This window comes from Pseudomonas donghuensis (assembly GCF_000696345.2).
Lineage (GTDB): Bacteria > Pseudomonadota > Gammaproteobacteria > Pseudomonadales > Pseudomonadaceae > Aquipseudomonas > Aquipseudomonas donghuensis.
In genome coordinates, this window is sequence record NZ_CP071706.1 from 4,663,627 (window position 1) to 4,684,103 (window position 20,477).

At 64.3% G+C, this 20,477-nt stretch carries 17 protein-coding genes; 8 read left to right on the forward strand and 9 right to left on the reverse strand.

Features of this window, described 5'->3' with window-relative positions; translation table 11 throughout:
* Positions 1–3 precede the first annotated feature (3 nt).
* From BV82_RS21645 to BV82_RS21655, 3 genes are all read left to right on the forward strand, one after another.
* Positions 4–3,156, forward strand: coding sequence for an efflux RND transporter permease subunit (locus tag BV82_RS21645; RefSeq protein ID WP_010220908.1), 3,153 nt, complete (start codon positions 4–6; stop codon positions 3,154–3,156).
* Complete coding sequence (locus BV82_RS21650) at positions 3,153–4,607, forward strand: AdeC/AdeK/OprM family multidrug efflux complex outer membrane factor (RefSeq protein WP_010220906.1); 1,455 nt, start codon at positions 3,153–3,155, stop codon at positions 4,605–4,607. The genes BV82_RS21645 and BV82_RS21650 overlap by 4 nt, the downstream gene beginning before the upstream one ends.
* A 319-nt stretch (positions 4,608–4,926) precedes the next feature.
* Complete coding sequence (locus BV82_RS21655) at positions 4,927–6,132, forward strand: OprD family porin (RefSeq protein ID WP_374045285.1); 1,206 nt, start codon at positions 4,927–4,929, stop codon at positions 6,130–6,132.
* Between the two features lie 110 nt (positions 6,133–6,242).
* Here BV82_RS21655 and BV82_RS21660 read toward each other — a convergent pair whose 3' ends face one another.
* Entirely contained in the window at positions 6,243–7,148 is a 906-nt protein-coding gene (locus tag BV82_RS21660) for a TauD/TfdA dioxygenase family protein (RefSeq protein WP_010220902.1), read from the reverse strand.
* 182 nt (positions 7,149–7,330) lie between these two features.
* Between BV82_RS21660 and BV82_RS21665 the strand changes: the two genes are divergently transcribed.
* A complete protein-coding gene (locus tag BV82_RS21665; protein ID WP_036996727.1) occupies positions 7,331–8,257 on the forward strand; it encodes a LysR family transcriptional regulator in 927 nt (308 codons plus the stop codon).
* Here BV82_RS21665 and BV82_RS21670 read toward each other — a convergent pair.
* Positions 8,214–9,257 carry an ABC transporter substrate-binding protein gene (locus BV82_RS21670; protein WP_010220899.1) on the reverse strand — a complete coding sequence of 348 codons (1,044 nt, stop codon included), beginning with the start codon at positions 9,255–9,257 and terminating at the stop codon, positions 8,214–8,216. The genes BV82_RS21665 and BV82_RS21670 overlap by 44 nt on opposite strands.
* Positions 9,258–9,535: 278 nt before the next feature.
* On the opposite strand from BV82_RS21670, the gene BV82_RS21675 reads away from it, so the two are divergent.
* From BV82_RS21675 to BV82_RS21685, 3 genes are read left to right on the forward strand one after another with little or no spacing between them, the layout of a single operon-like run.
* Positions 9,536–11,131 (forward strand): ABC transporter permease, encoded by a 1,596-nt coding sequence (locus BV82_RS21675; protein ID WP_036996728.1) that lies wholly within the window; start codon positions 9,536–9,538, stop codon positions 11,129–11,131.
* Positions 11,128–11,952 (forward strand): ABC transporter ATP-binding protein, encoded by an 825-nt coding sequence (locus BV82_RS21680; protein ID WP_010220896.1) that lies wholly within the window; start codon positions 11,128–11,130, stop codon positions 11,950–11,952. Before BV82_RS21675 ends, BV82_RS21680 begins: the two co-directional genes overlap by 4 nt.
* Positions 11,953–11,961: 9 nt before the next feature.
* A complete protein-coding gene (locus BV82_RS21685; RefSeq protein ID WP_036996731.1) occupies positions 11,962–13,563 on the forward strand; it encodes an arylsulfatase in 1,602 nt (533 codons plus the stop codon).
* Here the strand turns inward: BV82_RS21685 and BV82_RS21690 are convergent.
* Positions 13,535–14,224, reverse strand: a complete 690-nt coding sequence (locus BV82_RS21690; RefSeq protein WP_036996732.1) for a Crp/Fnr family transcriptional regulator — start codon at positions 14,222–14,224, stop codon at positions 13,535–13,537. The genes BV82_RS21685 and BV82_RS21690 overlap by 29 nt on opposite strands.
* Positions 14,225–14,312: 88 nt before the next feature.
* Between BV82_RS21690 and BV82_RS21695 the strand changes: the two genes are divergently transcribed.
* A complete protein-coding gene (locus BV82_RS21695) occupies positions 14,313–14,837 on the forward strand; it encodes an Mpo1 family 2-hydroxy fatty acid dioxygenase (protein ID WP_036996733.1) in 525 nt (174 codons plus the stop codon).
* 80 nt (positions 14,838–14,917) lie between these two features.
* Here the strand turns inward: BV82_RS21695 and pcaC are convergent, their stop codons facing one another.
* The 6 genes from pcaC to BV82_RS21725 all read right to left on the reverse strand — a co-directional run bounded on the left by pcaC (position 14,918) and on the right by BV82_RS21725 (position 20,459).
* Positions 14,918–15,310, reverse strand: coding sequence for a 4-carboxymuconolactone decarboxylase (gene pcaC / locus BV82_RS21700; protein WP_010220888.1), 393 nt, complete (start codon positions 15,308–15,310; stop codon positions 14,918–14,920).
* Between the two features lie 2 nt (positions 15,311–15,312).
* The gene (pcaD, locus tag BV82_RS21705; RefSeq protein WP_010220885.1) at positions 15,313–16,110 is read right to left on the reverse strand and encodes a 3-oxoadipate enol-lactonase; all 798 of its coding nucleotides are present in this window, start codon (positions 16,108–16,110) and stop codon (positions 15,313–15,315) included.
* An 11-nt stretch (positions 16,111–16,121) separates the two neighbouring features.
* A complete protein-coding gene (locus BV82_RS21710; RefSeq protein ID WP_010220883.1) occupies positions 16,122–17,501 on the reverse strand; it encodes a 3-carboxy-cis,cis-muconate cycloisomerase in 1,380 nt (459 codons plus the stop codon).
* Positions 17,502–17,620: 119 nt separating this feature from the next.
* Entirely contained in the window at positions 17,621–18,826 is a 1,206-nt protein-coding gene (gene pcaF / locus BV82_RS21715; protein ID WP_200874288.1) for a 3-oxoadipyl-CoA thiolase, read from the reverse strand.
* Complete coding sequence (locus BV82_RS21720) at positions 18,823–19,602, reverse strand: CoA-transferase subunit beta (protein WP_010220879.1); 780 nt, start codon at positions 19,600–19,602, stop codon at positions 18,823–18,825. The genes pcaF and BV82_RS21720 overlap by 4 nt, the downstream gene beginning before the upstream one ends.
* The gene (locus BV82_RS21725) at positions 19,599–20,459 is read right to left on the reverse strand and encodes a CoA transferase subunit A (RefSeq protein WP_010220877.1); all 861 of its coding nucleotides are present in this window, start codon (positions 20,457–20,459) and stop codon (positions 19,599–19,601) included. The genes BV82_RS21720 and BV82_RS21725 overlap by 4 nt, the downstream gene beginning before the upstream one ends.
* Positions 20,460–20,477 lie beyond the last annotated feature (18 nt).

Here is a 20,477-nt window from a genome sequence, read left to right on the forward strand (position 1 = left end):
ACCATGTCGAGATTTTTTATCGATCGCCCGATCTTTGCCTGGGTGATCGCCTTGGTGATCATGCTGGTCGGCGCCTTGTCGATCCTCAAATTGCCGATCAACCAGTACCCGAGCATCGCGCCGCCGGCCATTGCCATCGCCGTGACCTACCCGGGCGCTTCGGCGCAGACCGTGCAGGACACCGTGGTGCAGGTGATCGAGCAGCAGCTCAACGGTATCGACAACCTGCGTTATGTGTCGTCGGAAAGTAACTCCGACGGCAGCATGACCATTACCGCGACCTTCGAGCAGGGCACCAACCCTGACACTGCGCAGGTCCAGGTGCAGAACAAGCTGAACCTGGCCACCCCGCTGCTGCCGCAAGAAGTGCAACAGCAGGGTATCCGCGTGACCAAGGCGGTGAAGAACTTCCTGCTGGTGATCGGCCTGGTATCCGAAGACGGCAGCATGTCCAAGGATGACCTGGCCAACTACATCGTCTCCAACATGCAGGACCCGATCTCGCGGACTGCCGGTGTCGGTGACTTCCAGGTGTTCGGTGCCCAGTACGCCATGCGTATCTGGCTCGACCCGGCCAAGCTGAACAAGTATCAGCTGACCCCGGTCGACGTGCGTACCGCCGTGGCCGCGCAGAACGTCCAGGTGTCCTCCGGCCAGCTCGGCGGCCTGCCTGCCCTGCCAGGCACCCAGCTCAACGCCACGATCATCGGCAAGACCCGCCTGCAGACCGCCGAGCAGTTCGAAAAGATTCTGCTCAAGGTCAACCGTGACGGCTCCCAGGTGCGCCTGGGCGATGTCGCCAAGGTCGGCCTGGGTGGTGAGAACTACGCGATCAGCGCCCAGTTCAACGGCAAGCCGGCCTCCGGCCTTGCGGTAAAACTGGCCACTGGCGCCAACGCCCTGGATACCGCCAAGGCCCTGCGCCAGACCATCACCGACCTGGAGCCGTTCTTCCCGGAAGGCATGAAGGCGGTGTTCCCGTATGACACCACTCCGGTCGTGACCGAGTCGATCAGCGGGGTAATCCACACCCTGATCGAAGCGATCGTGCTGGTGTTCCTGGTGATGTACCTGTTCCTGCAGAACTTCCGCGCCACCATCATCACCACCATGACCGTACCGGTGGTATTGCTGGGTACCTTCGGCATCCTTGCCGCGGCGGGCTTCAGCATCAACACCCTGACCATGTTCGGCATGGTGCTGGCCATCGGCTTGCTGGTGGACGATGCCATCGTCGTGGTGGAGAACGTCGAGCGGGTGATGGCCGAAGAGGGGCTATCGCCCAAAGAAGCGACCAAGAAGTCCATGGGCCAGATCCAGGGCGCCCTGGTCGGTATCGCCCTGGTGCTGTCGGCGGTACTGCTGCCCATGGCCTTCTTCGGCGGCTCCACCGGCGTGATCTACAAACAGTTCTCGATCACCATCGTCTCGGCCATGGCCCTGTCGGTACTGGTGGCCCTGATCTTCACCCCGGCGCTGTGCGCGACCATGCTCAAGCCGATTGCCAAGGGCGAGCACCACGTTGCCAAGCGCGGCTTCTTCGGCTGGTTCAACCGCAACTTCGACCGCAGCGTGCGTAGCTACGAGCGCGGCGTCGGCAACATGCTGCGGCACAAGGCTCCGTACCTGCTGGCCTACCTGCTGATCGTGGTCGGCATGATCTGGCTGTTCACCCGCATTCCGACGGCGTTCCTGCCTGAAGAAGACCAGGGCGTACTGTTCGCCCAGGTGCAGACCCCGGCCGGTTCCAGTGCCGAGCGCACCCAGGTGGTGATCGACGAAATGCGCAGCTACCTGCTCGACAAGGAAGCCGATACCGTTGCCTCGGTGTTCACCGTCAACGGCTTCAACTTCGCCGGTCGTGGCCAGAGCTCGGGCATGGCCTTCATCATGCTCAAGCCATGGGGCGAGCGCTCTGCCGAGAACAACGTGTTCAACCTGGCGAACCGTGCCCAGCAGCACTTCTTCAGCTTCCGCGATGCGATGGTGTTCGCCTTCGCCCCACCGGCGGTACTGGAGCTGGGTAACGCCACCGGTTTTGACGTGTTCCTGCAAGACCGTGCCGGTGTCGGCCATGAAAAACTGATGCAAGCGCGCAACCAGTTCCTCGGCATGGCCGCACAGAGCAAGATCCTTTCGGCAGTACGCCCGAACGGCCTGAACGATGAGCCGCAGTACCAGCTGACCGTCGACGACGAGCGCGCCAGTGCCCTGGGCGTGACCATCGCCGACATCAACAGCACCCTGTCGATTGCCCTGGGTGCCAGCTACGTCAACGACTTCATCGACCGCGGCCGGGTCAAGAAGGTTTACATCCAGGGTGAAGCCGGTGCGCGGATGAGCCCGGAAGACCTGCAGAAGTGGTACGTGCGCAACGCCGCTGGCGAGATGGTGCCGTTCTCATCCTTCGCCAAGGGCGAGTGGATCTACGGGGCACCGAAGCTGTCGCGTTACAACGGCGTAGAAGCCATGGAAATCCTCGGTGCGCCAGCCCCTGGCTACAGTACCGGTGAAGCCATGCTCGAGGTCGAGCGCCTGGCCGCGCAACTGCCGGCGGGTATCGGTTACTCCTGGACGGGCCTGTCGTACGAGGAGCGGCTGTCCGGCTCCCAGGCGCCAGCGCTGTACGCCCTGTCGCTGCTGATGGTGTTCCTGTGTCTGGCGGCGCTGTATGAAAGCTGGTCGATTCCGATCGCGGTCATGCTCGTGGTGCCGCTGGGGATCATCGGTGCGCTGCTGGCCACCAGCCTGCGCGGGTTGTCCAACGACGTGTACTTCCAGGTGGGGCTGTTGACCACCATCGGCCTGGCGGCGAAAAACGCGATCCTGATCGTCGAATTCGCCAAGGAACTGCACGAGCAGGGCCGCAGCCTGATGGATGCGGCCATCGAAGCCTGCCGGATGCGTCTGCGGCCAATCATCATGACCTCGCTGGCGTTCATCCTCGGCGTGGTGCCGTTGGCCATCTCCAGTGGCGCAGGCTCGGGCAGCCAGCACGCCATCGGTACCGGGGTTATCGGCGGCATGCTGACCGCCACCGTACTGGCAATCTTCTGGGTGCCATTGTTCTTTGTAAGCGTGTCGTCGCTGTTCGGTAGCAAGAAGCCCGAAGAGGACGCCACCCCTGAAACTCCACGCTATGAGGCCGGGCAATGAGTAAGTCCCTGTTGTCCCTGGCAGTAACCGCTTTCATTCTTGGCGGCTGCTCGCTGATCCCTGACTACCAGACCCCGGAATCGCCGGTGGCCGCGCAGTGGCCGCAAGGCCCTGCCTACTCGCCGACCGAGTCGGCCGAGGTGGCCGCCGCCGAACAAGGCTGGCGTCAGTTCTTCCATGACCCGGCGCTGCAGCAGTTGATCCAGACCGCGCTGGTCAACAACCGCGACCTCAAGGTCGCGGCGCTGAACATCGATGCCTACCGGGCGCAGTACCGCATTCAGCGGGCCGATCTGTTTCCGGCGGTCTCGGCCAATGGCAGCGGCAGCCGTCAGCGGATGCCGGCGAACATGTCGCAAACCGGCGAATCGAGTATCAGCAGCCAGTACTCGGCGACCCTTGGGGTCAGCGCCTACGAGCTCGACCTGTTCGGCCGGGTGCGCAGCCTGACCGAGCAACAGCTGGAGATCTACCTGTCCAGCGAAGAAGCGCGGCGCTCGACGCAGATCAGCCTGGTGGCCAGTGTGGCCAACGCCTACTTCACCTGGCAGGCCGACCAGGCGCTGCTCAAGCTCACCGAAGAGACCCTCAAAACCTACGAGGAAAGCTACCAGCTGACCTTGCGTAGCAATGAAGTGGGGGTCGCTTCGGCCCTGGACCTGAGCCAGGCACGCACGTCGGTTGAAGGTGCGCGGGTCAAGCTGGCGCAGTTCCAGCGCCAGGTTGCCCAGGACCTCAACAGCCTGACCGTGCTGCTCGGCACCGGCGTGCCGGCCAACCTGCCGGCGGCGCAGAATCTTGACAGCGACCTGTTGGCCGAAGTGCCGGCGGGCCTGCCGTCCGACCTGCTGCAACGCCGGCCGGACATCCAGGAAGCCGAACACCTGCTCAAGGCTGCCAATGCCAACATTGGCGCGGCCCGCGCGGCGTTCTTCCCGAGCATCAGCCTGACCGCCAACGCCGGGACCCTGAGCCCGGACATGGGCGGCCTGTTCAAGGGTGGCTCGGGCACCTGGCTGTTCCAGCCGCAGATCAACCTGCCGATCTTCAACGCCGGTGCCCTGCGTGCCAGCCTCGACTACTCGAAGATCCAGAAGGACATCAACGTCGCCAAGTACGAGAAAACCATCCAGACCGCCTTCCAGGAAGTCTCCGATGGCCTCGCCGCGCGCCAGACCTTCAATCAGCAGTTGCAGGCCCAACGTGACCTGGTTGCCGCCAACCAGGACTACTACCGTCTGGCCGAGCGTCGCTACCGCATCGGTATCGACAGCAACCTGACCTTCCTCGACGCCCAGCGTCAGCTGTTCAACACCCAGCAGTCGTTGATCAGTGATCGCCTGTCGCAGTTGGTCAGCGAGGTCAACCTGTACAAGGCCCTCGGTGGCGGCTGGTACGAGCAGACCGGTCAGGCGCAGCAGCAGGCTGCGGCCCAGACGCCGAAAGGCTGAGTGTTTGCGTTGTGAAAGAGCCCACCCTTGCGGTGGGCTTTTTTATGCAATCGCCTGTAGGAGCGGGCTTGCCCCACGATGATGAATTAACCAACCAGTTACCGTTCGATTATCGCCCAATTCCGCCTGCAACGAATTGATTCACCCCCGCCCGCCGCCGCACCATCGCTTCGCAGCTTTTCCAAAGCGTACCCCCAAAAGATCGTAGCCCGGCCTGTGACCTCCAACCGTCGCAGCGGATGGCTTCGGCTTACATAAAAACAAGAGACATCAAACGATGACCACACCCGCACGACACCTGCTTCCCGGCTTGCTGGCCATGACTTGCACCCTGCCCGCCCTGGCGGCCGAAGGCGGCTTTGTCGAGGACGCCAAGGCCAGCCTCAACCTGCGCAACTTCTACATCAACCGCAACTTCGTCGACCCGGCCAACCCCCAGGGCAAGGCCGAGGAATGGACCCAGAGTTTCATCCTCGACGCCCGCTCCGGCTTTACCCAAGGCCTGGTCGGCTTCGGTGTCGATGTGTTGGGCCTGTACTCGGTCAAGCTCGATGGCGGCAAGGGCACGAAGGGTACGCATTTGTTGCCGGTACACGATGACGGGCGCCCAGCCGATGACTTCGGGCGCCTGGGCGTAGCGCTGAAAGCGAAGATCGCCAACACCGAACTGAAAGTTGGCGAATGGATGCCGGTGCTGCCGATCCTGCGCTCGGACGACGGCCGCTCGCTGCCGCAGACCTTCCGCGGCGGGCAGATCACCTCGCAGGAGATCGCCGGCTTGACCCTGTATGCCGGGCAGTTTCGCGGTAACAGCCCACGCAATGACGCGAGCATGGAAGACATGTCGATGAACGGCCGGGCGGCCTTCACCTCCGACCGCTTCAACTTTGCCGGTGGCGAATACAGCTTCAACGACAAGCGCACGATGATCGGTTTGTGGAATGCCGAGCTCAAAGACATCTACAACCAACAGTACATCAACCTGGTGCACAGCCAGCCTGTGGGCGACTGGACCCTGGGCGCCAACCTCGGCTACTTCATCGGCAAGGAAGACGGCGCCGAACGCGCCGGCAAGCTGGACAACCGCACCGCCTCGGCGCTGCTCTCGGCCAAATACGGCGCCAACACCTTCTACCTCGGCCTGCAGAAAGTCAGCGGCGACGATGCCTGGATGCGGGTCAACGGCACCAGTGGCGGCACCCTGGCCAACGACAGCTACAACTCAAGCTTCGACAACGCCCAGGAACGCTCCTGGCAGTTGCGGCACGACTACAACTTCGCCGGCCTCGGCGTGCCCGGGCTGACCTTGATGAACCGCTACATCAGCGGCGACAACGTGCACACCGGCGCCATTACCGATGGCAAGGAATGGGCGCGGGAATCGGAGCTGGCCTATGTGATCCAGTCCGGGACGTTGAAGAGCCTGTCGGTCAAATGGCGTAACTCGACCATGCGCCGGGACTACAGCACCAATACCTTTGATGAGAACCGGCTGATCATCAGTTACCCGATCAGTATTCTCTGAAACCTCTGCCTTGGGGCTGCTACGCAGCCCATCGCCGGCAACGCCGGCTCCCACAATGTCCGCTGTGCACAACACCTGGACTGTAGGAGCGGGCTTGCCCCACGATTACTTCAAGCCCCGCGTGTGGTGCGGCTCCGCTGCCCGGCCACCCCCACCGGTACATCGCCCTGCAAGGTCACCCGGCGCACCACGCGGCCCTGGGTGCCGTAGTCATCGACCGCATAGTGCTGGGTCGCGCGGTTGTCCCAGATCGCCACGTCACCGGCCTGCCAGCGCCAGCGCACGGTGTTCTCCAGGCGCGTGACATGGCTTTGCAGCAGGTTGAACAGGTGCGCCGAGTCGCTCTGCGAGTAGCCCTTGATGCGTTTGACGAAGTGCCCGAGCAAAAGGTTCTTCTCACCGCTGACCGGGTGCACACGCACTACCGGATGCTCGGTTTCGTACACCGTCGATGTGAAGATCTTCCGGTAGTTTTCCAGTTGTTCCAGGCTCACATCGGGCTTGGCTGCGGCGTAGTCGTACTCGTTGCTGTGCACCGCCCAGAGCTGGTCAGCCAGGGCCCGCAGTTCTGCAGAGAGGTCCTGATAAGCCGTGGCGGTATTGGCCCACACCGTGTCGCCACCCGATGCGGGCGCCACCACCGAGCGCAGGATCGACGCCTTGGGGTAGGCATCGACGAAGGTCACGTCGGTGTGCCAGGAATTGGCCCGGCGCCCTTCGCCGCCATCGAGTTCGAGCAGGTAACGCGTGCCTTCGCGCACTGGCACGGTCGGGTGGGCGATCGGCTCACCGAGCAGGTGGGCGAAGGCTTCCTGGCCCTGGTCATCGAGGTGGGTCTGGGCGCGGAAGAACACCACCTTGTGTTGCACCAGGGCGGCCTGGATGGCTTCGATCACGGCGGGCTCAAGGTCGGCGCTCAACTGGACCCCGCGAATTTCGGCACCGATGCGCCCGGCCACCGGGTGGATATCCAGCGCGTGGGTGACAGGTGCTACAGCACGTGCGGCATTGCTCATGGTTTGACCCTCATCTGGCTAGGTTGCGCGAAGCGGCGTTGAAACCTCTGCTCTATTGATATGCAAATAAGCTCTAACAAATAAACAGATGTTTCATTGACGGAATAAGAGCTTGCATTTAAAACCTGAGCCTGCACGGCGGCAAATACCTTCGCCGTATTTTTGGAATGCCGGGAAAGCATATGGATCTTCGCCAACTGCGTTACTTCATCGCCCTCACTGAACACCGCAGTTTTGTCCGCGCCGCCGATGCCATGGGCATCACCCAGCCGGCTTTCAGCCGCAGCATCCAGGGCCTGGAACAGGAGTTCGGCTGCGTGCTGATCGATCGCGGCAACAAGGACCTGCGCCCCACGCCCGAAGGCCAGGTGGTGCTGCAGCACGCCCTGCGCCTGGTGCAAGGCGCAGCACAGCTGAACAGCGAAGTGCAGCAGATGACCAAGCTCGATGCCGGCGAGCTGCGCTTCGGCTGCGGCCCGGCGCCTGCGGTGCACCTGGTGCCGCAGGCGGTGGCACGCTTTCTCGGCGCCCACCCCAAGGTGCGCACCTGCTTCGACGTGGATAACTGGGAAAAACTCAGCCGCGCGCTGAGTCGAGAAGAGATCGAGTTCTTCGTCGCCGACATCCGTCATTTCGAGGCCGACCCGAACTTCCAGACCCAGCCGCTGAGCCCGCGCCGCGGCCTGTTCTTCTGCCGTCCGGGGCACCCGCTGCTGGCCAAGGACAGCCTGTCGACCAACGACATGTTCGACTACCCGCTGGCCACCACCCTGATCCCGCCGGGGGTGCGCAAGCTGCTGGCCAACCTCAGCGGCAAGACCGACTTCGCCCCGCAGGTGCAGACCGAGCACCTGCCGACCCTGGTGAAGATCGTGCTGGGCACCGACGCCATTGGTATCGGCACCGAAGAAGCCTTTGCCGAGGACATCGAACAGGGCCGCCTGATACGCCTGCACTGGCGCAACCTGCCGGCCAACCTCGACAGCCTCAATGCCCGCTGCGGCATCGTCAGCCGCAGCGGTTATCGCCTTTCGCCCGCCGCCCGGGCAATGATCGAAACCCTGATCAGCCTCGATCGGCAGCCAGAGGTGCAGGTGCTGGCCGGATAGCCTGGGGCGCCAGCCACTGCTCGACGTTGAACGGTTTGCGAATCAACCGCTGCTCGGCGGCCAAGTCCACCGACGCCTGCAATTTGGCCAGGAAGTCGGCATCCAGGGTCGAAGGGAAGATCTTGCTCAATTGCTCGTGCTGCAGGTCCTGCTGAAGGATCGCTGGCGGGTAACTGGCCAGCCCCGAGACCAGCTGGATGTACGCCTCCTTGTTGTCGTCCCGGGTCAGCCAGTGCACGGCCTTTTCCTGGGTAGCGAGGAGTTTTTCCACCAGTTCCGGATGCTCGTCGACAAAGCGCCCGGAGCCCACCAGCACGGCCTGCACATTGCCGGCGCCGCCCAAGTCACGGGTACTCAAGGGCAACTCGGCCAGGCCGCGTTGCTTGAGGGCGCTGATGCCGGTCGAGCCCCAGGTGGCGTCGATCTGCCTGGCAGCCAGGGCGGCGATCGCCGCGTTGAAATCCAGGTTGATGACTTTCAGGTCCTTCTCGCTCAGGCCCTGGCTGGCCAGGGCGGCGTCGAACGACAGCTGGGTGGCGGTGCCGCGAAACACCGCCACGCGCTTGCCCTTGAGATCTTGCAAGGTCTTGATGTTGCTGCCCGGCGCCACCCCCAGGTAGTGCTTGATGCCGCGACCGGTGGCGGCCAGCAGACGGGTGTCGAGGCCATTGGCCTTGCCGATGATCGCCGCCAGGTCGCCGAGGTAGGCAAAGTCGACCTGACCGTTGGCGAATGCCTCGTTGATCACCGGGCCCGCGCCCTTGAAGTAGTTCCACTGGATGCTGATGCCATCGGCGGCGAAGGCTTTTTCCAGCAATTGCTGGTCGCGCAGTACGTCGGTCACACCGCCGCCGGAATGCTGGGTGCCGGCGCTCAGGTCGGGCACGGCGATGCGGATTTCCCTGACCTCGCCAGCCTGGGCCGGCGGCAGCCAGCCGACCACCGCGGCCAGGGCGGGAACGGCAAACAGATTGAACACACGGTTGATCGACAGGTTCATGGCACGCGACTCCTTGTAATGGTGCGGCCACGCTACCGACAACCCAGACCAGTAAATAAATACTAATAAATTACATTTTAATAACTTGTAAGCATAAAAGCCGTTCTACGGGCGTTCCAGCGCGCCATGCATCAGGCACAAGAAAAATATGCTTCGAATGCATTGGCTGCGCGTTGTGACAGCAGCTTTAAATGCAGATTCTTATCACCTAAACGAATTGATATTCAAAGCTGTAATTCAATTTAAGAATAAGCAAATTTCAACTCGCAGAGGTTTCCATGGCCCGAGCTTCACTTTCCAGCCTGCCACTGGCCAGCCCGCCAGGCCGCATGCGACTGTTCGACGGCCTGCCCCTGCGTCGCCTGCAGGCCTGGTATCTGCCCCTGTTGCTGGCCGCATGGTGGTGGCTGGCCAGCCGCAACCTGTGGATGAGCGAACAGATACTGCCAGCGCCGAGCCTGGTCTGGCAGAGCGCTGTGGAGCTGGCCCGGGGCGAACTGTGGACGCACCTGGCGATCAGCCTGCAACGCCTGGCCCTGGGCCTGTTGCTGGGAGTTGCCAGTGGCGCCCTGCTCGGTGCCTGGCTGGGTTTCAGCCGTCGCGCCGAACGCCTGGTACTGCCAACCTTCAATGCCCTGGCGCAGATCCCGACCCTGGCCTGGGTGCCGCTGTTCATGGTGCTGTTCGGCATCGGCGAGGTGCTCAAGCTGGTGGTGCTGGTCAAGGCGATCATCGTGCCGGTAACCCTGCATACCCTAGTGGGGGTGCGCGATACCCAGCCACGGCTGCGCGAGGCGGCCACGGTGTTGCGCCTGCCGCCGCGCCTGCTGGTCAGCCAACTGATTTTTCCGGCGGCCCTGCCGGCCTTTCTCGCCGGCGTGCGCCTGGCCCTGGCCACCGGCTGGACATCGTTGCTGGCGGTGGAACTGCTGGCCTCCAGTGAAGGCATCGGTTACCTGATGGTCTGGGCCCGGCAGTTGTTCATGCTCGACATCGTGTTTGTCTGCATCCTGGTCATTGGCCTGCTGGGTTTTGTCATGGACCGTGGCCTGAGCTGGCTCGAGCGGCGTCTGGTGCACTGGCCGCACCCGTCCAGCGCCGAACTGCGGGTGTCGCGCTTGCACGGTGGCCAGCGCCTGCAGGCCTTGCTGCTGCCCTTGGCACTGCTGGCGCTGTGGCAGTTGGCCAACCAGTTGAACTGGGTCGACACACAGATTCTGGTCGCCCCGCTGCAGGTCCTGGAGACTACCGGCAACGGCCTGCTCGACGGCTCGCTCAGCGGCGCCCTGGCGATCAGTGTCGGTCGGGCCTTGGGCGGCCTGCTGCTCGGTGGCAGCCTGGGTTTTGCCCTGGGTCTGTGGCTTGGGCTGTCGACGCCCGCCGAACGCCTGTTCGGGCCGAGCCTGGCCGGCTTACGGCAGATCGCGATCTTCGCCTGGGTACCGCTGCTGACCGCCTGGTTCGGTCTCGGTGAGCTGGCCAAGTGGGTATTCGTTGGCCTGGCGGCGTTCTTCCCGTTGTTCATCGCCACCCAACGGGCCGTGGCCAACCGCTCGCCACAACTGGAAGAAGCCGCCCGCGTGCTGCACCTCAACCTGGCCCAGCGCCTGCGCCGGCTGGTACTACCGGGAGCGGCGCCGGGGATTTTCGCCGGCCTGCGCATCGGCCTGATTTACGCCTGGCTGGGCACCATCGGCGCCGAGTACTTCATGCCCTCGGGCGGCGGTATCGGCAGCCTGATGATCGGCGCCCAGCAGTTGCTGCGCATGGACATCATCATGGCCGGGATGCTCCTGGTCGGCCTTACCGGCGCACTCCTGGGTGCCCTCGGACAACACCTCGAATTGCGCGCCACGCGCTGGAGACGAGCATGAACGCCATCGCCCCTGCCCTGGTCAGTTTCAATCAGGTCGGCAAACACTTCGCCGTGGCCGGCGGTGAGCTGGAAGCCATCCGCGACTTCAACCTGCAAATCGCCGACGGTGAGTTCGTCGCCATCGTCGGCGCCAGTGGCTGCGGTAAATCCACCCTGCTGCGCCTGCTGATCGGCCTGGACAACGACTACCAGGGGCAGATCCTGATCGACGGCCAGCCGCTCAATGGCATCGGCAGCGAACGCGGCATCGTCTTTCAGGAGCACCGTCTGTTCCCCTGGCTGAGCGTGGCGCAAAACATCGCCCTGGGCCTGGTCAACGCGCCGCTGAACAGCGAGCAGCGCCAGCAACGCATCGACCAGTACATCGCCCTGGTGGGCCTGCAAGACTTCAGCCAGGCCTACCCGCACCAGCTCTCCGGCGGCATGGCCCAGCGTGTGGCGATTGCCCGTGGCCTGGTGGCCAGCCCGCGTATCTTGTTGCTCGATGAACCCTTCGGCGCCCTCGACGCGCTGACCCGCCAGCAGATGCAGGACGAGCTGCTGGCGATTCGCGAGCGGGCACGCATTACCACCCTGCTGGTGACCCACGATGTCGAAGAAGCGCTGTTTCTCGCCGACCGCGTGGTGGTCCTGGAGCCGCGCCCCGGGCGGATCAAGCGCATCGTCGACATCGACCTGGCGCACCCGCGCCAACGCGGCAGTTACGCCTTCCACCGTCTGCGCGAAGACCTGCTGCACGAACTGACCGCCGACGAACGCTATCTGCCGCCGGCGCTGGAACAGATCCGCGACCTGCCTTTGACCTACCTTGCCTACTGAGAACCGACCATGAGCCAACGCCCCAACTTTCTGGTCATCGTTGCCGACGACCTGGGCTTCTCCGACCTCGGCGCCTTCGGCGGTGAAATCGCCACGCCGAACCTCGACAAGCTGGCCACTGCCGGCCTGCGCCTGACCGATTTTCATACCGCGCCGACCTGCTCGCCGACCCGCTCGATGCTGCTGACCGGTACCGACCACCATATCGCCGGCATCGGCACCATGGCCGAAGCGCTGACCCCGGAGCTGATCGGCAAGCCGGGCTACGAAGGCTACCTCAACGACCGCGTGGTGGCCTTGCCAGAGCTGTTGCGCGATGCCGGTTACCAGACCCTGATGAGCGGCAAATGGCACCTGGGCCTGACCGCCGAGCTGGCGCCCCAGGCCCGCGGCTTTGAACGCTCCTTCGCCCTGCTGCCCGGCGCGGCCAACCACTATGGCTTTGAACCGACCTACGACGATCAGACCCCAGGCCTGCTCAAATCGACGCCAGCGCTGTACATCGAAGACCAGGCCTTTATCGAAGAGCTGCCCAAGGATTTCTATTCCTCCGATGCCTTCGGCGACAAGCTGCTGCAGTACCTCAAGGAGCGCGACCAGAGCCGGCCATTCTTCGCCTACCTGCCCTTCTCGGCGCCGCACTGGCCGTTGCAGGCGCCCGCCGAGGTGGTGGCGCGCTACCAGGGCCGCTACGACGCCGGCCCCGAAGTGCTGCGCCAGGAGCGCCTGGAAAAACTGCGCCAGCTGGGCCTGATCGGCGCCGATACCCAGGCCCATCCGGTGGACAACCACTGGCACAGTCTCAGCGATGAACAACGCCAGCGTTCGGCGCGGGCGATGGAGGTGTACGCGGCGATGGTCGAGCGCATGGACTGGAACATTGGCCGGGTGCTGGACTATCTGCGCAACCAGGGCCTGCTCGACAACACCCTGGTGCTGTTCATGTCCGATAACGGCGCCGAAGGCGCGCTGCTCGAAGCCTTTCCCAAGTTCGGCCCGCAACTGGCCAGCTACCTCGACCAGCACTACGACAACAGCCTGGAGAACATCGGCCGGGCCAACTCCTACGTCTGGTACGGCCCGCACTGGGCGCAGGCGGCCACCGCACCGTCGCGGCTGTACAAGGCCTTCACCAGCGAGGGCGGGATTCGCGTGCCGGCGCTGGTGCATTACCCGGCGCTGGCGCGCCAGGGCCAGATCAGCCATCAGTTCAGCACGGTGATGGATATCACCCCGACCCTGCTTGATCTTGCCGGCGTGCGCCACCCCGGCAAGCGTTGGCGCGGCCGTGACGTGGCGCCGCTGCGCGGCAAGTCCTGGCTGGGCTACCTGTCGGGCGAGACCGAGCAGGTGCACGACGAAAACACCGTCACCGGCTGGGAACTGTTCGGCCGCCGGGCGATTCGCCAGGGCCACTGGAAAGCTGTTTACATCCCCGGCCCGGTCGGCCCGGCCACCTGGCAGCTCTACGACCTGGCCAGCGACCCGGGGGAAATCAACGACCTGGCCCAGGCACAACCGGCAAAATTGCAGGCGCTGCTGGGCGAATGGCAAAAGTACGTCGAGCAGACCGGGGTCATCCTCAGTCAGTCACCGTTCCAGCCGGACTAGCCAGCACCTGCAGGCGTGCGAGGTCGAGGATTTCGATCTCGCCATAGCCCAGGCGCAAGGCGCCCTCCTGCTGCAGCGACTTGAGGATCTGGTTGGTGGTCTGGCGCGACAGCGAGAGCATCAGCGCCAACTGCTCCTGGGACAGTTGCAGCACGCGCCGGCTGCCCCGCAACTCGCCATAACCGGCGGCGATCTGCAGCAGCCGATGGGCCACCCTTGGCGCGGCGGCCAACAGGCTCTGCTGCTCGAGGGCGACAAACACCACGCGCAGTTTATGGCTCATCAGCAAGGCCACATCGCGCCAGTGCCGTGGCTGTTGTTCGAGCAGGTTGAGTAACGGCGCCTGGGGTATCCACAACAGCCGGGTCGGCCCTAGCGCCTGGGCGTCGTGGGTACGCGGCTGGCCGTCGAACAGGCTGATCTCGCCGAACCAGTGCGGCGCTTCGATCAGGGTCAACAGCGCCTCTTTGCCATCGGTAGCCACCGCCCCCACGCGCATCGCCCCGTCGAGCAGCGCATACAGCCCGCACGGCGCATCACCGCGCTGGAACAGGTATTGCCCGGCCGCCAGCTCGCGCTGCCGGGCCAGCGCCAACAGGCTATCCTGAAAGCGGGGAGGCAATGCCTGGAACCAATGACCTTGCAGCAGGGTTTCGCGCATAGCGCCTCGCAGGTGAACTCTGTCGGCTAGGCGACAGACAGGCGGAAATCTGTAGGACATGCTCAAGCCACCTACAGGAGGAACAACAATGAAAAACCTGGTCGAACACCTGAGTCAATACGCCGCCTACCACCGCGACCCGCGCAACATCGTCACCCACTTTATCGGTATTCCGCTGATTGTCGTGGCGGTGACCGTTTTGCTGTCACGACCGGGGGTCGACCTGGGTGGCGTCTGGGTGTCGCCGGCGTTGCTGGTAGCGCTGGTTAGCAGCGGGTTCTACCTGCGCCTGGATCAACGCCTGGGCCTGCTGATGGCGGTATTGCTCGGTTTGTGCCTGTGGGCCGGGCAGGCGTTGGCGATGCACAGCACCCTGCTGTGGCTGGGTGCGGGGCTGGCGCTGTTCGTGACCGGCTGGGTGATCCAGTTTGTCGGCCACCACTATGAAGGGCGCAAGCCGGCGTTTGTCGATGACCTGATGGGCCTGGTCATCGGGCCGTTGTTCGTGGTGGCGGAACTGGGGTTCTTGCTGGGCATGCGCCTGGAGCTGAAAAAAGCCATTGAAGACACTGTCGGACCGGTGGCAATTCGGCAGAAGAAGGCGGCGGTCTGATTGGGGCTGCTTTGCAGCCCATCGCTGGCAAGCCAGCTCCCACAGGTATGGCTGGCTTGTCAGCGATGAAGCCCTGAAGGTCAGCCCCTGGACTCAACCCCCAACTCATCCCACACCGACTCGGCCAGGTGGAAGGTCGCATTGGCCGCCGGGATGCCGCAGTAGATCGCGCTCTGCATCAGCACTTCCTTGATCTCTTCACGGGTCACGCCATTGTTGGCCGCCGCGCGCAGGTGCAGTTTCAACTCCTCGTTGCGGTTCATGCCGATCAGCATGGCGATGGTGATCAGGCTGCGGGTATGCCGGGGCAGGCCCGGGCGGGTCCAGATATCACCCCAGGCGTGGCGGGTGATCATTTCCTGGAACTCGCTATTGAACTCGCTCAGGTTGTTCAGGCTGCGGTCGACATGGGCGTCGCCAAGCACCGCGCGGCGCACCTGCATGCCGGCCTCATAACGTTGTTTCTCGTCCACGGTCATTCCTCACGGGCCAGCAGAAAATCGATCACCCGGCGGCTGAACGGCGCACCGACTTCAACGTTGGACAGGTGTGCGGCATGGAACTCGGCGTATTCGGCGCCCGCCACGTTCTCCTGGATGAAGCGCCCGCCCGACGGCGGCGTGACCGCATCGTGAGTGCCGGAAATCACCAGCAGCGGCACCTTGATCTCGCCCAACTGATCACGGAAATCAGCATCGCGCACTGCCCCGCAGTTAGCCGCATAACCCTCAGGCGAAGTGGCGGCGAGCATATCGGTAATCCGCTTGGCCTGCTCGGGGTTGCCCGCGGCATAACCCGGGGTGAACCAGCGCTCGATCGACGCATCACGCAGGCCAACCATCGCCGCTTGTTGATCACGCAGGACCATCTCGATGCGCGGGTTCCAGGTTTCCAGCGTGCCGATCTTGGCCGCAGTGTTGCAGACGATCAGGCGCTTGAGCCGGTGACCGGCATTGATCCCCAGCCACTGGCCGATCAGCCCGCCCATGGACAGGCCGCAGAAATGCGCCTGTTCAATGTGCAAGGCATCGAGCAGGGCCAGCACATCCTGCCCCAGTTGCTCGATGCTGTACGGCCCCTGGGTGACCAGCGAGCCGCCATGGCCGCGGGTGTCATAGCGCAGCACGCGAAAATGCGCGGTCAGGGCCGGTACCTGGGTGTCCCACATGTGCAGGTCGGTGCCCAGGGAGTTGGACAGCACCAGCACCGGCAGGTGTTCCGGGCCTTCAAATTGATAGTTGAGTACGCCATCGGCGAGTTGTACCTGTGCCACTGCAGCCTCCTTCAGGCATTGATGCGGTGATGTTCAGCCAGCGCTCGCTCGACCCAGGCTCGGGCCTGGCCAAGGTAGTGGGCTGGATCGAGCAGACGATCGAGTTCGTCGGGCGAAAGTTCAGCGCTGACCTGCGGCTCGTCGCCAAGCACGGCGCGCAGCTGGCGCTGTTCGGCTACGGCACGCTGGCAGCAGGTTTCCAGCAAATGGTGGGCGCGGTCACGGCCCAGGCGTTGGGCCAGCACCACACTGACAGCTTCGGCCAGGACCAGCCCTTGGGTCAGGTCGAGGTTGCGACGCATGCGCTCGGCGTCCACTTCCAGGCCGTCGGCGATGATCTGTGCCTGGCGCAATGCACCGGACACCAGGCAGCAGATCTCCGGCAGGGTTTCCCATTCGGCATGCCACAGGCCGAGGCTGCGTTCGTGCTCCTGGGGCATGGCGGCAAACAGCGTGGCGAGCAGGCCCGGCACGCGGGTGGCAGCGCCGATCAACACGGCGGCGCCGACCGGGTTGCGCTTGTGCGGCATGGTCGAAGAACCGCCTTTGCCTGGCGCCGACGGCTCGAACACCTCGGCTGCCTCGGTCTGCATCAGCAGGCTGACATCGCGGCCCAGTTTGCCAAGGCTGCCGGCAATCATGCCCAGCACCGAAGCGAACTCCACCAGGCGATCGCGCTGGGTGTGCCAGGGCTGCTCGGGCAGCGTCAGCTTCAGCTCTGCGGCCAAGGCTTGAGCCACCGGCAGCGCCTTGTCGCCCAGCGCCGCCAAGGTACCGGAGGCGCCGCCAAACTGCAGGGTCAGCACGCGTGGCTTGAGCTCCTGCAGGCGCTCGCGGTGGCGGCTCAACGCGCCTAGCCAGCCTGCGATCTTCATGCCCAAGGTGACCGGCGTGGCATGTTGCAGCCAGGTGCGACCGGCCAAGGGCGTCTCAGCGTAGGTCAGGGCTTGGCGAGCCAGGGCATCGGCCAGGCGCGCCAGATCCGTTTCGATCAACGCCAGTGCCGCCCTCAGTTGCAGTACCAGGCCGGTGTCCATGGCATCCTGGCTGGTGGCGCCCAGGTGCACATAACGCTCGGCCTCCGGCACGCCACTGGCAATCACCTTGCCCAGCGCCTTGACCAGCGGAATGGCCGAGTTGCCGGCCACGGCAATGGCTTCGGCCAGCGCGGCAAAGTCGTAGCGCTCGGCATGGCAGGCGGTTTCGATCGCTGCCACGGCCACCTGAGGGATGACCCCGGTGGCCGCTTCGGCACGGGCCAGGGCCGCTTCGAAATCGAGCATGCCCTGCACCCGGCCACGGTCGCAGAAGATCTCGCGCATGGCTGGCGCGGTGAAATAGGCATCGAACAGCTGATTGCCCGGTCGTTGCTTCAAATAGGCTGAAGTCATGGCTACTTTCTCTTGGAACTACAGAGAGTCTAGATACACCCAGTAACATCCACGATCCACAGAACAATCACCCCAGGCCGCCAACCTTGCGTGGAGGCCGGCGGCTCGGGGTCATTGCTTTACACCCGCTCGATGGCCAGGGCCAGGCCCTGGCCGACGCCGACACACATGGTCGCCAGGCCTTTGCGCCCGCCGGATTTCTCCAGTTGGTGCAAGGCGGTGAGGATCAAACGCGCGCCGCTCATGCCCAGCGGATGACCGAGGGCAATGGCACCACCGTTGGGGTTGACCTGCGGTGCATCGTCGGCCAGGCCGAGTTCGCGCAACACGGCCAGGCCCTGGCTGGCAAAGGCTTCGTTGAGTTCGATGACATCGAAATCGGCCACCGCCACGCCCAGGCGCTCGGTCAGCTTGCGCACCGCCGGTACCGGGCCGATGCCCATGACCCGTGGCGCAACGCCGGCACTGGCCATGCCCAGCACCCGCGCCCGCGGGGTCAGGCCATGCTTTTTCACGGCCTCGGCCGAGGCCAGGAGCAGCGCTACAGCGCCGTCGTTGACCCCTGAGGCGTTGCCGGCGGTGACGGTCTTGTCCGGGCCGTTGACCGGCTTGAGCCGGGCCAGGGCTTCAAGGGTGGTGTCGGCGCGCGGGTGCTCGTCGTGCTCGACCACGGTCTCGCCCTTTTTATGGGCGATGCGCACCGGCACGATCTCCTCGGCGAAGAAGCCCGCAGCCTGGGCCGCGGCGGTACGCTGCTGGCTGCGCAGGGCGAAGGCGTCCTGATCGGCACGTGATACCTGGTAGTCATCGGCGACGTTGTCGGCGGTCTGCGGCATCGCATCGACCCCGTACTGAGCCTTCATCAGCGGGTTGATGAAGCGCCAGCCGATGGTGGTGTCCTCCAGCTTCATGGTGCGCGAATAGGCATTGTCAGCCTTACCCATGACGAACGGCGCACGGGACATCGACTCGACGCCACCGGCAATCGCCAGCTCCATTTCACCGCTGGCGATGGCGCGAAAGGCCGTGCCCACCGCGTCCATGCCCGAGGCGCAGAGGCGGTTGAGGGTCACCCCGGGCACGCTTTCTGGCAAACCCGCCAGCAGCAGCGCCATGCGCGCGACGTTGCGGTTGTCTTCACCGGCCTGGTTGGCGCAACCGAGGAACACTTCATCGAGCTGCGCCCACTGCACCTGCGGGTTGCGTTCGATCAGCGCCTTGAGCGGCACCGCCGCCAGGTCATCGGCGCGCACGCCGGCCAGGGCGCCGCCAAAGCGGCCAATCGGGGTGCGAATGGCGTCGCAGATAAATACGTCACGCATCAGGCTTCTCCTGGCGCTTGGCCGTGGGCGCTGGCGGTGCGCGCTTCGAGGTCACGCAGGGCGTTGAGCTCGACTGCGCTCGGCTCGGCGGTAATCTGCACGTCGTCGGCAAAGCGGATGGCCCAGCCGGTGGCGGCAACGATCTGTTCACGGGTCACGCCCGGGTGGATCGAGGTGACGACGAACTCATGGGTGCCGGCTTCGGGCTCCATGATGCACAGGTCGGTGATGATCCCGACCGGCCCTTCACCCGGCAGGCCCAGGCGCTTGCGCGAATCGCCGCCTTCGCCATGGCCGACCGAAGTGATGAAGTCGAGCTTGTCGACAAATGCGCGGTTCGATTGCTTGAGGATGATCAGCACCTGCTTGGCGGAACCGGCGATCTCCGGCGCGCCACCGGCACCGGGCAGGCGCACTTTTGGCTGGTGGTAGTCACCGACCACGGTGGTGTTGATGTTGCCGAAACGGTCGACCTGGGCAGCGCCGAGGAAGCCCACGTCGATGCGCCCGCCCTGCAGCCAGTAGCGAAAGATCTCACCGGTCGGCACCACGGTGTCGGCGGTTTCGGCCAGCTCGCCGTCACCGATCGACAGCGGCAGCACGCTCGGCTTGGCACCGATCGGGCCGGATTCGTAGATCAGCACCACGTCGGGCGACGAGGTCAGGCGCGCCAGGTTGGCGGCCTTGGACGGCAGGCCGATGCCGACGAAACATACCGCGCCATTGCGCAGGCGACGGGCTGCGGCAACGGTCATCATTTCATTGGTGGAGTAGCTCATTGTGCAACCTCCGCAGCGCTGGCCAGTTTTGCCTTGAATTCAGTGAAGTCGGCGGTGCCGCGAATGTACTGGTCGATCCAGGCCGTGAAGCTTTCGCGGTTGCGGGCAATCGGGTCCCAAGCCTGGTAGAAGCGGTTGTCACGCTCGTAGTAACCATGGGCATAGGATGGATGCGCGCCCCCCGGCACCAGGCATACCGCAGACAGCGCCCAGGTCGGCAGCACGCAGGCGTTCATCGGTGCCTGGAGGTCATCGACGATCTCTTCGACGGTGACGATGCAGCGCTTGGCCGCCAATGCCGCTTCCTTCTGCACGCCAAGGATGCCCCAGAGCAGCACATTGCCCTTGCGGTCGGCCTTTTGCGCGTGGATCACGGTGACGTCCGGGCGCACCGAAGGCACGGCGGCGAGCACTTCGCCGGTGAACGGGCAAGTGACGCTCTTGATCAGCGGGTTGACCTTCGGCAGGTCGGAACCGGCGTAGGCACGCAGCACCGCGAACGGCAGGCCGGAGGCGCCGGCAACGTAGGCGTTGGCCAGGTCCGCGTGGCTGTGCTCTTCGATTTCCATCGCCTGCGGCCACTGCTTTTCAACAGCGTCGCGCAGGCGATGGAGGGAGCCGACACCCGGGTTGCCGCCCCAGGAGAAGATCAGCTTGCGGGCGCAACCGGCACCGATCAGCTGATCGTAGATCAGGTCAGGTGTCATGCGTACCAGAGTCAGATCTTTCTTGCCCTGACGAATGATTTCATGCCCAGCGGCAGTCGGAATCAAGTGGGTGAAGCCTTCGAGGGCGACGCTGTCACCGTCGTTGACGAACTGCTTCACGGCGTCGTGGAGCGAGAGGATTTCAGCCATTGCAGACTCCTGGATATG

Bases quoted from the DNA above. Each gene is read 5' to 3' on its own strand.
- BV82_RS21645 (WP_010220908.1), top strand. From the start codon at position 4: ATGTCGAGATTTTTTATCGATCGCCCGATCTTTGCCTGGGTGATCGCC.
- BV82_RS21685 (WP_036996731.1), top strand. From the start codon at position 11,962: ATGAGCCAACGCCCCAACTTTCTGGTCATCGTTGCCGACGACCTGGGC.
- BV82_RS21695 (WP_036996733.1), top strand. From the start codon at position 14,313: ATGAAAAACCTGGTCGAACACCTGAGTCAATACGCCGCCTACCACCGC.
- BV82_RS21660 (WP_010220902.1), bottom strand. From the start codon at position 7,148: ATGAGCAATGCCGCACGTGCTGTAGCACCTGTCACCCACGCGCTGGAT.
- BV82_RS21710 (WP_010220883.1), bottom strand. From the start codon at position 17,501: ATGACTTCAGCCTATTTGAAGCAACGACCGGGCAATCAGCTGTTCGAT.
- BV82_RS21655 (WP_374045285.1), top strand. From the start codon at position 4,927: ATGACTTGCACCCTGCCCGCCCTGGCGGCCGAAGGCGGCTTTGTCGAG.
- BV82_RS21720 (WP_010220879.1), bottom strand. From the start codon at position 19,602: ATGAGCTACTCCACCAATGAAATGATGACCGTTGCCGCAGCCCGTCGC.
- BV82_RS21690 (WP_036996732.1), bottom strand. From the start codon at position 14,224: ATGCGCGAAACCCTGCTGCAAGGTCATTGGTTCCAGGCATTGCCTCCC.
- BV82_RS21680 (WP_010220896.1), top strand. From the start codon at position 11,128: ATGAACGCCATCGCCCCTGCCCTGGTCAGTTTCAATCAGGTCGGCAAA.
- BV82_RS21670 (WP_010220899.1), bottom strand. From the start codon at position 9,257: ATGAACCTGTCGATCAACCGTGTGTTCAATCTGTTTGCCGTTCCCGCC.
- BV82_RS21665 (WP_036996727.1), top strand. From the start codon at position 7,331: ATGGATCTTCGCCAACTGCGTTACTTCATCGCCCTCACTGAACACCGC.
- BV82_RS21650 (WP_010220906.1), top strand. From the start codon at position 3,153: ATGAGTAAGTCCCTGTTGTCCCTGGCAGTAACCGCTTTCATTCTTGGC.
- BV82_RS21725 (WP_010220877.1), bottom strand. From the start codon at position 20,459: ATGGCTGAAATCCTCTCGCTCCACGACGCCGTGAAGCAGTTCGTCAAC.
- BV82_RS21675 (WP_036996728.1), top strand. From the start codon at position 9,536: ATGGCCCGAGCTTCACTTTCCAGCCTGCCACTGGCCAGCCCGCCAGGC.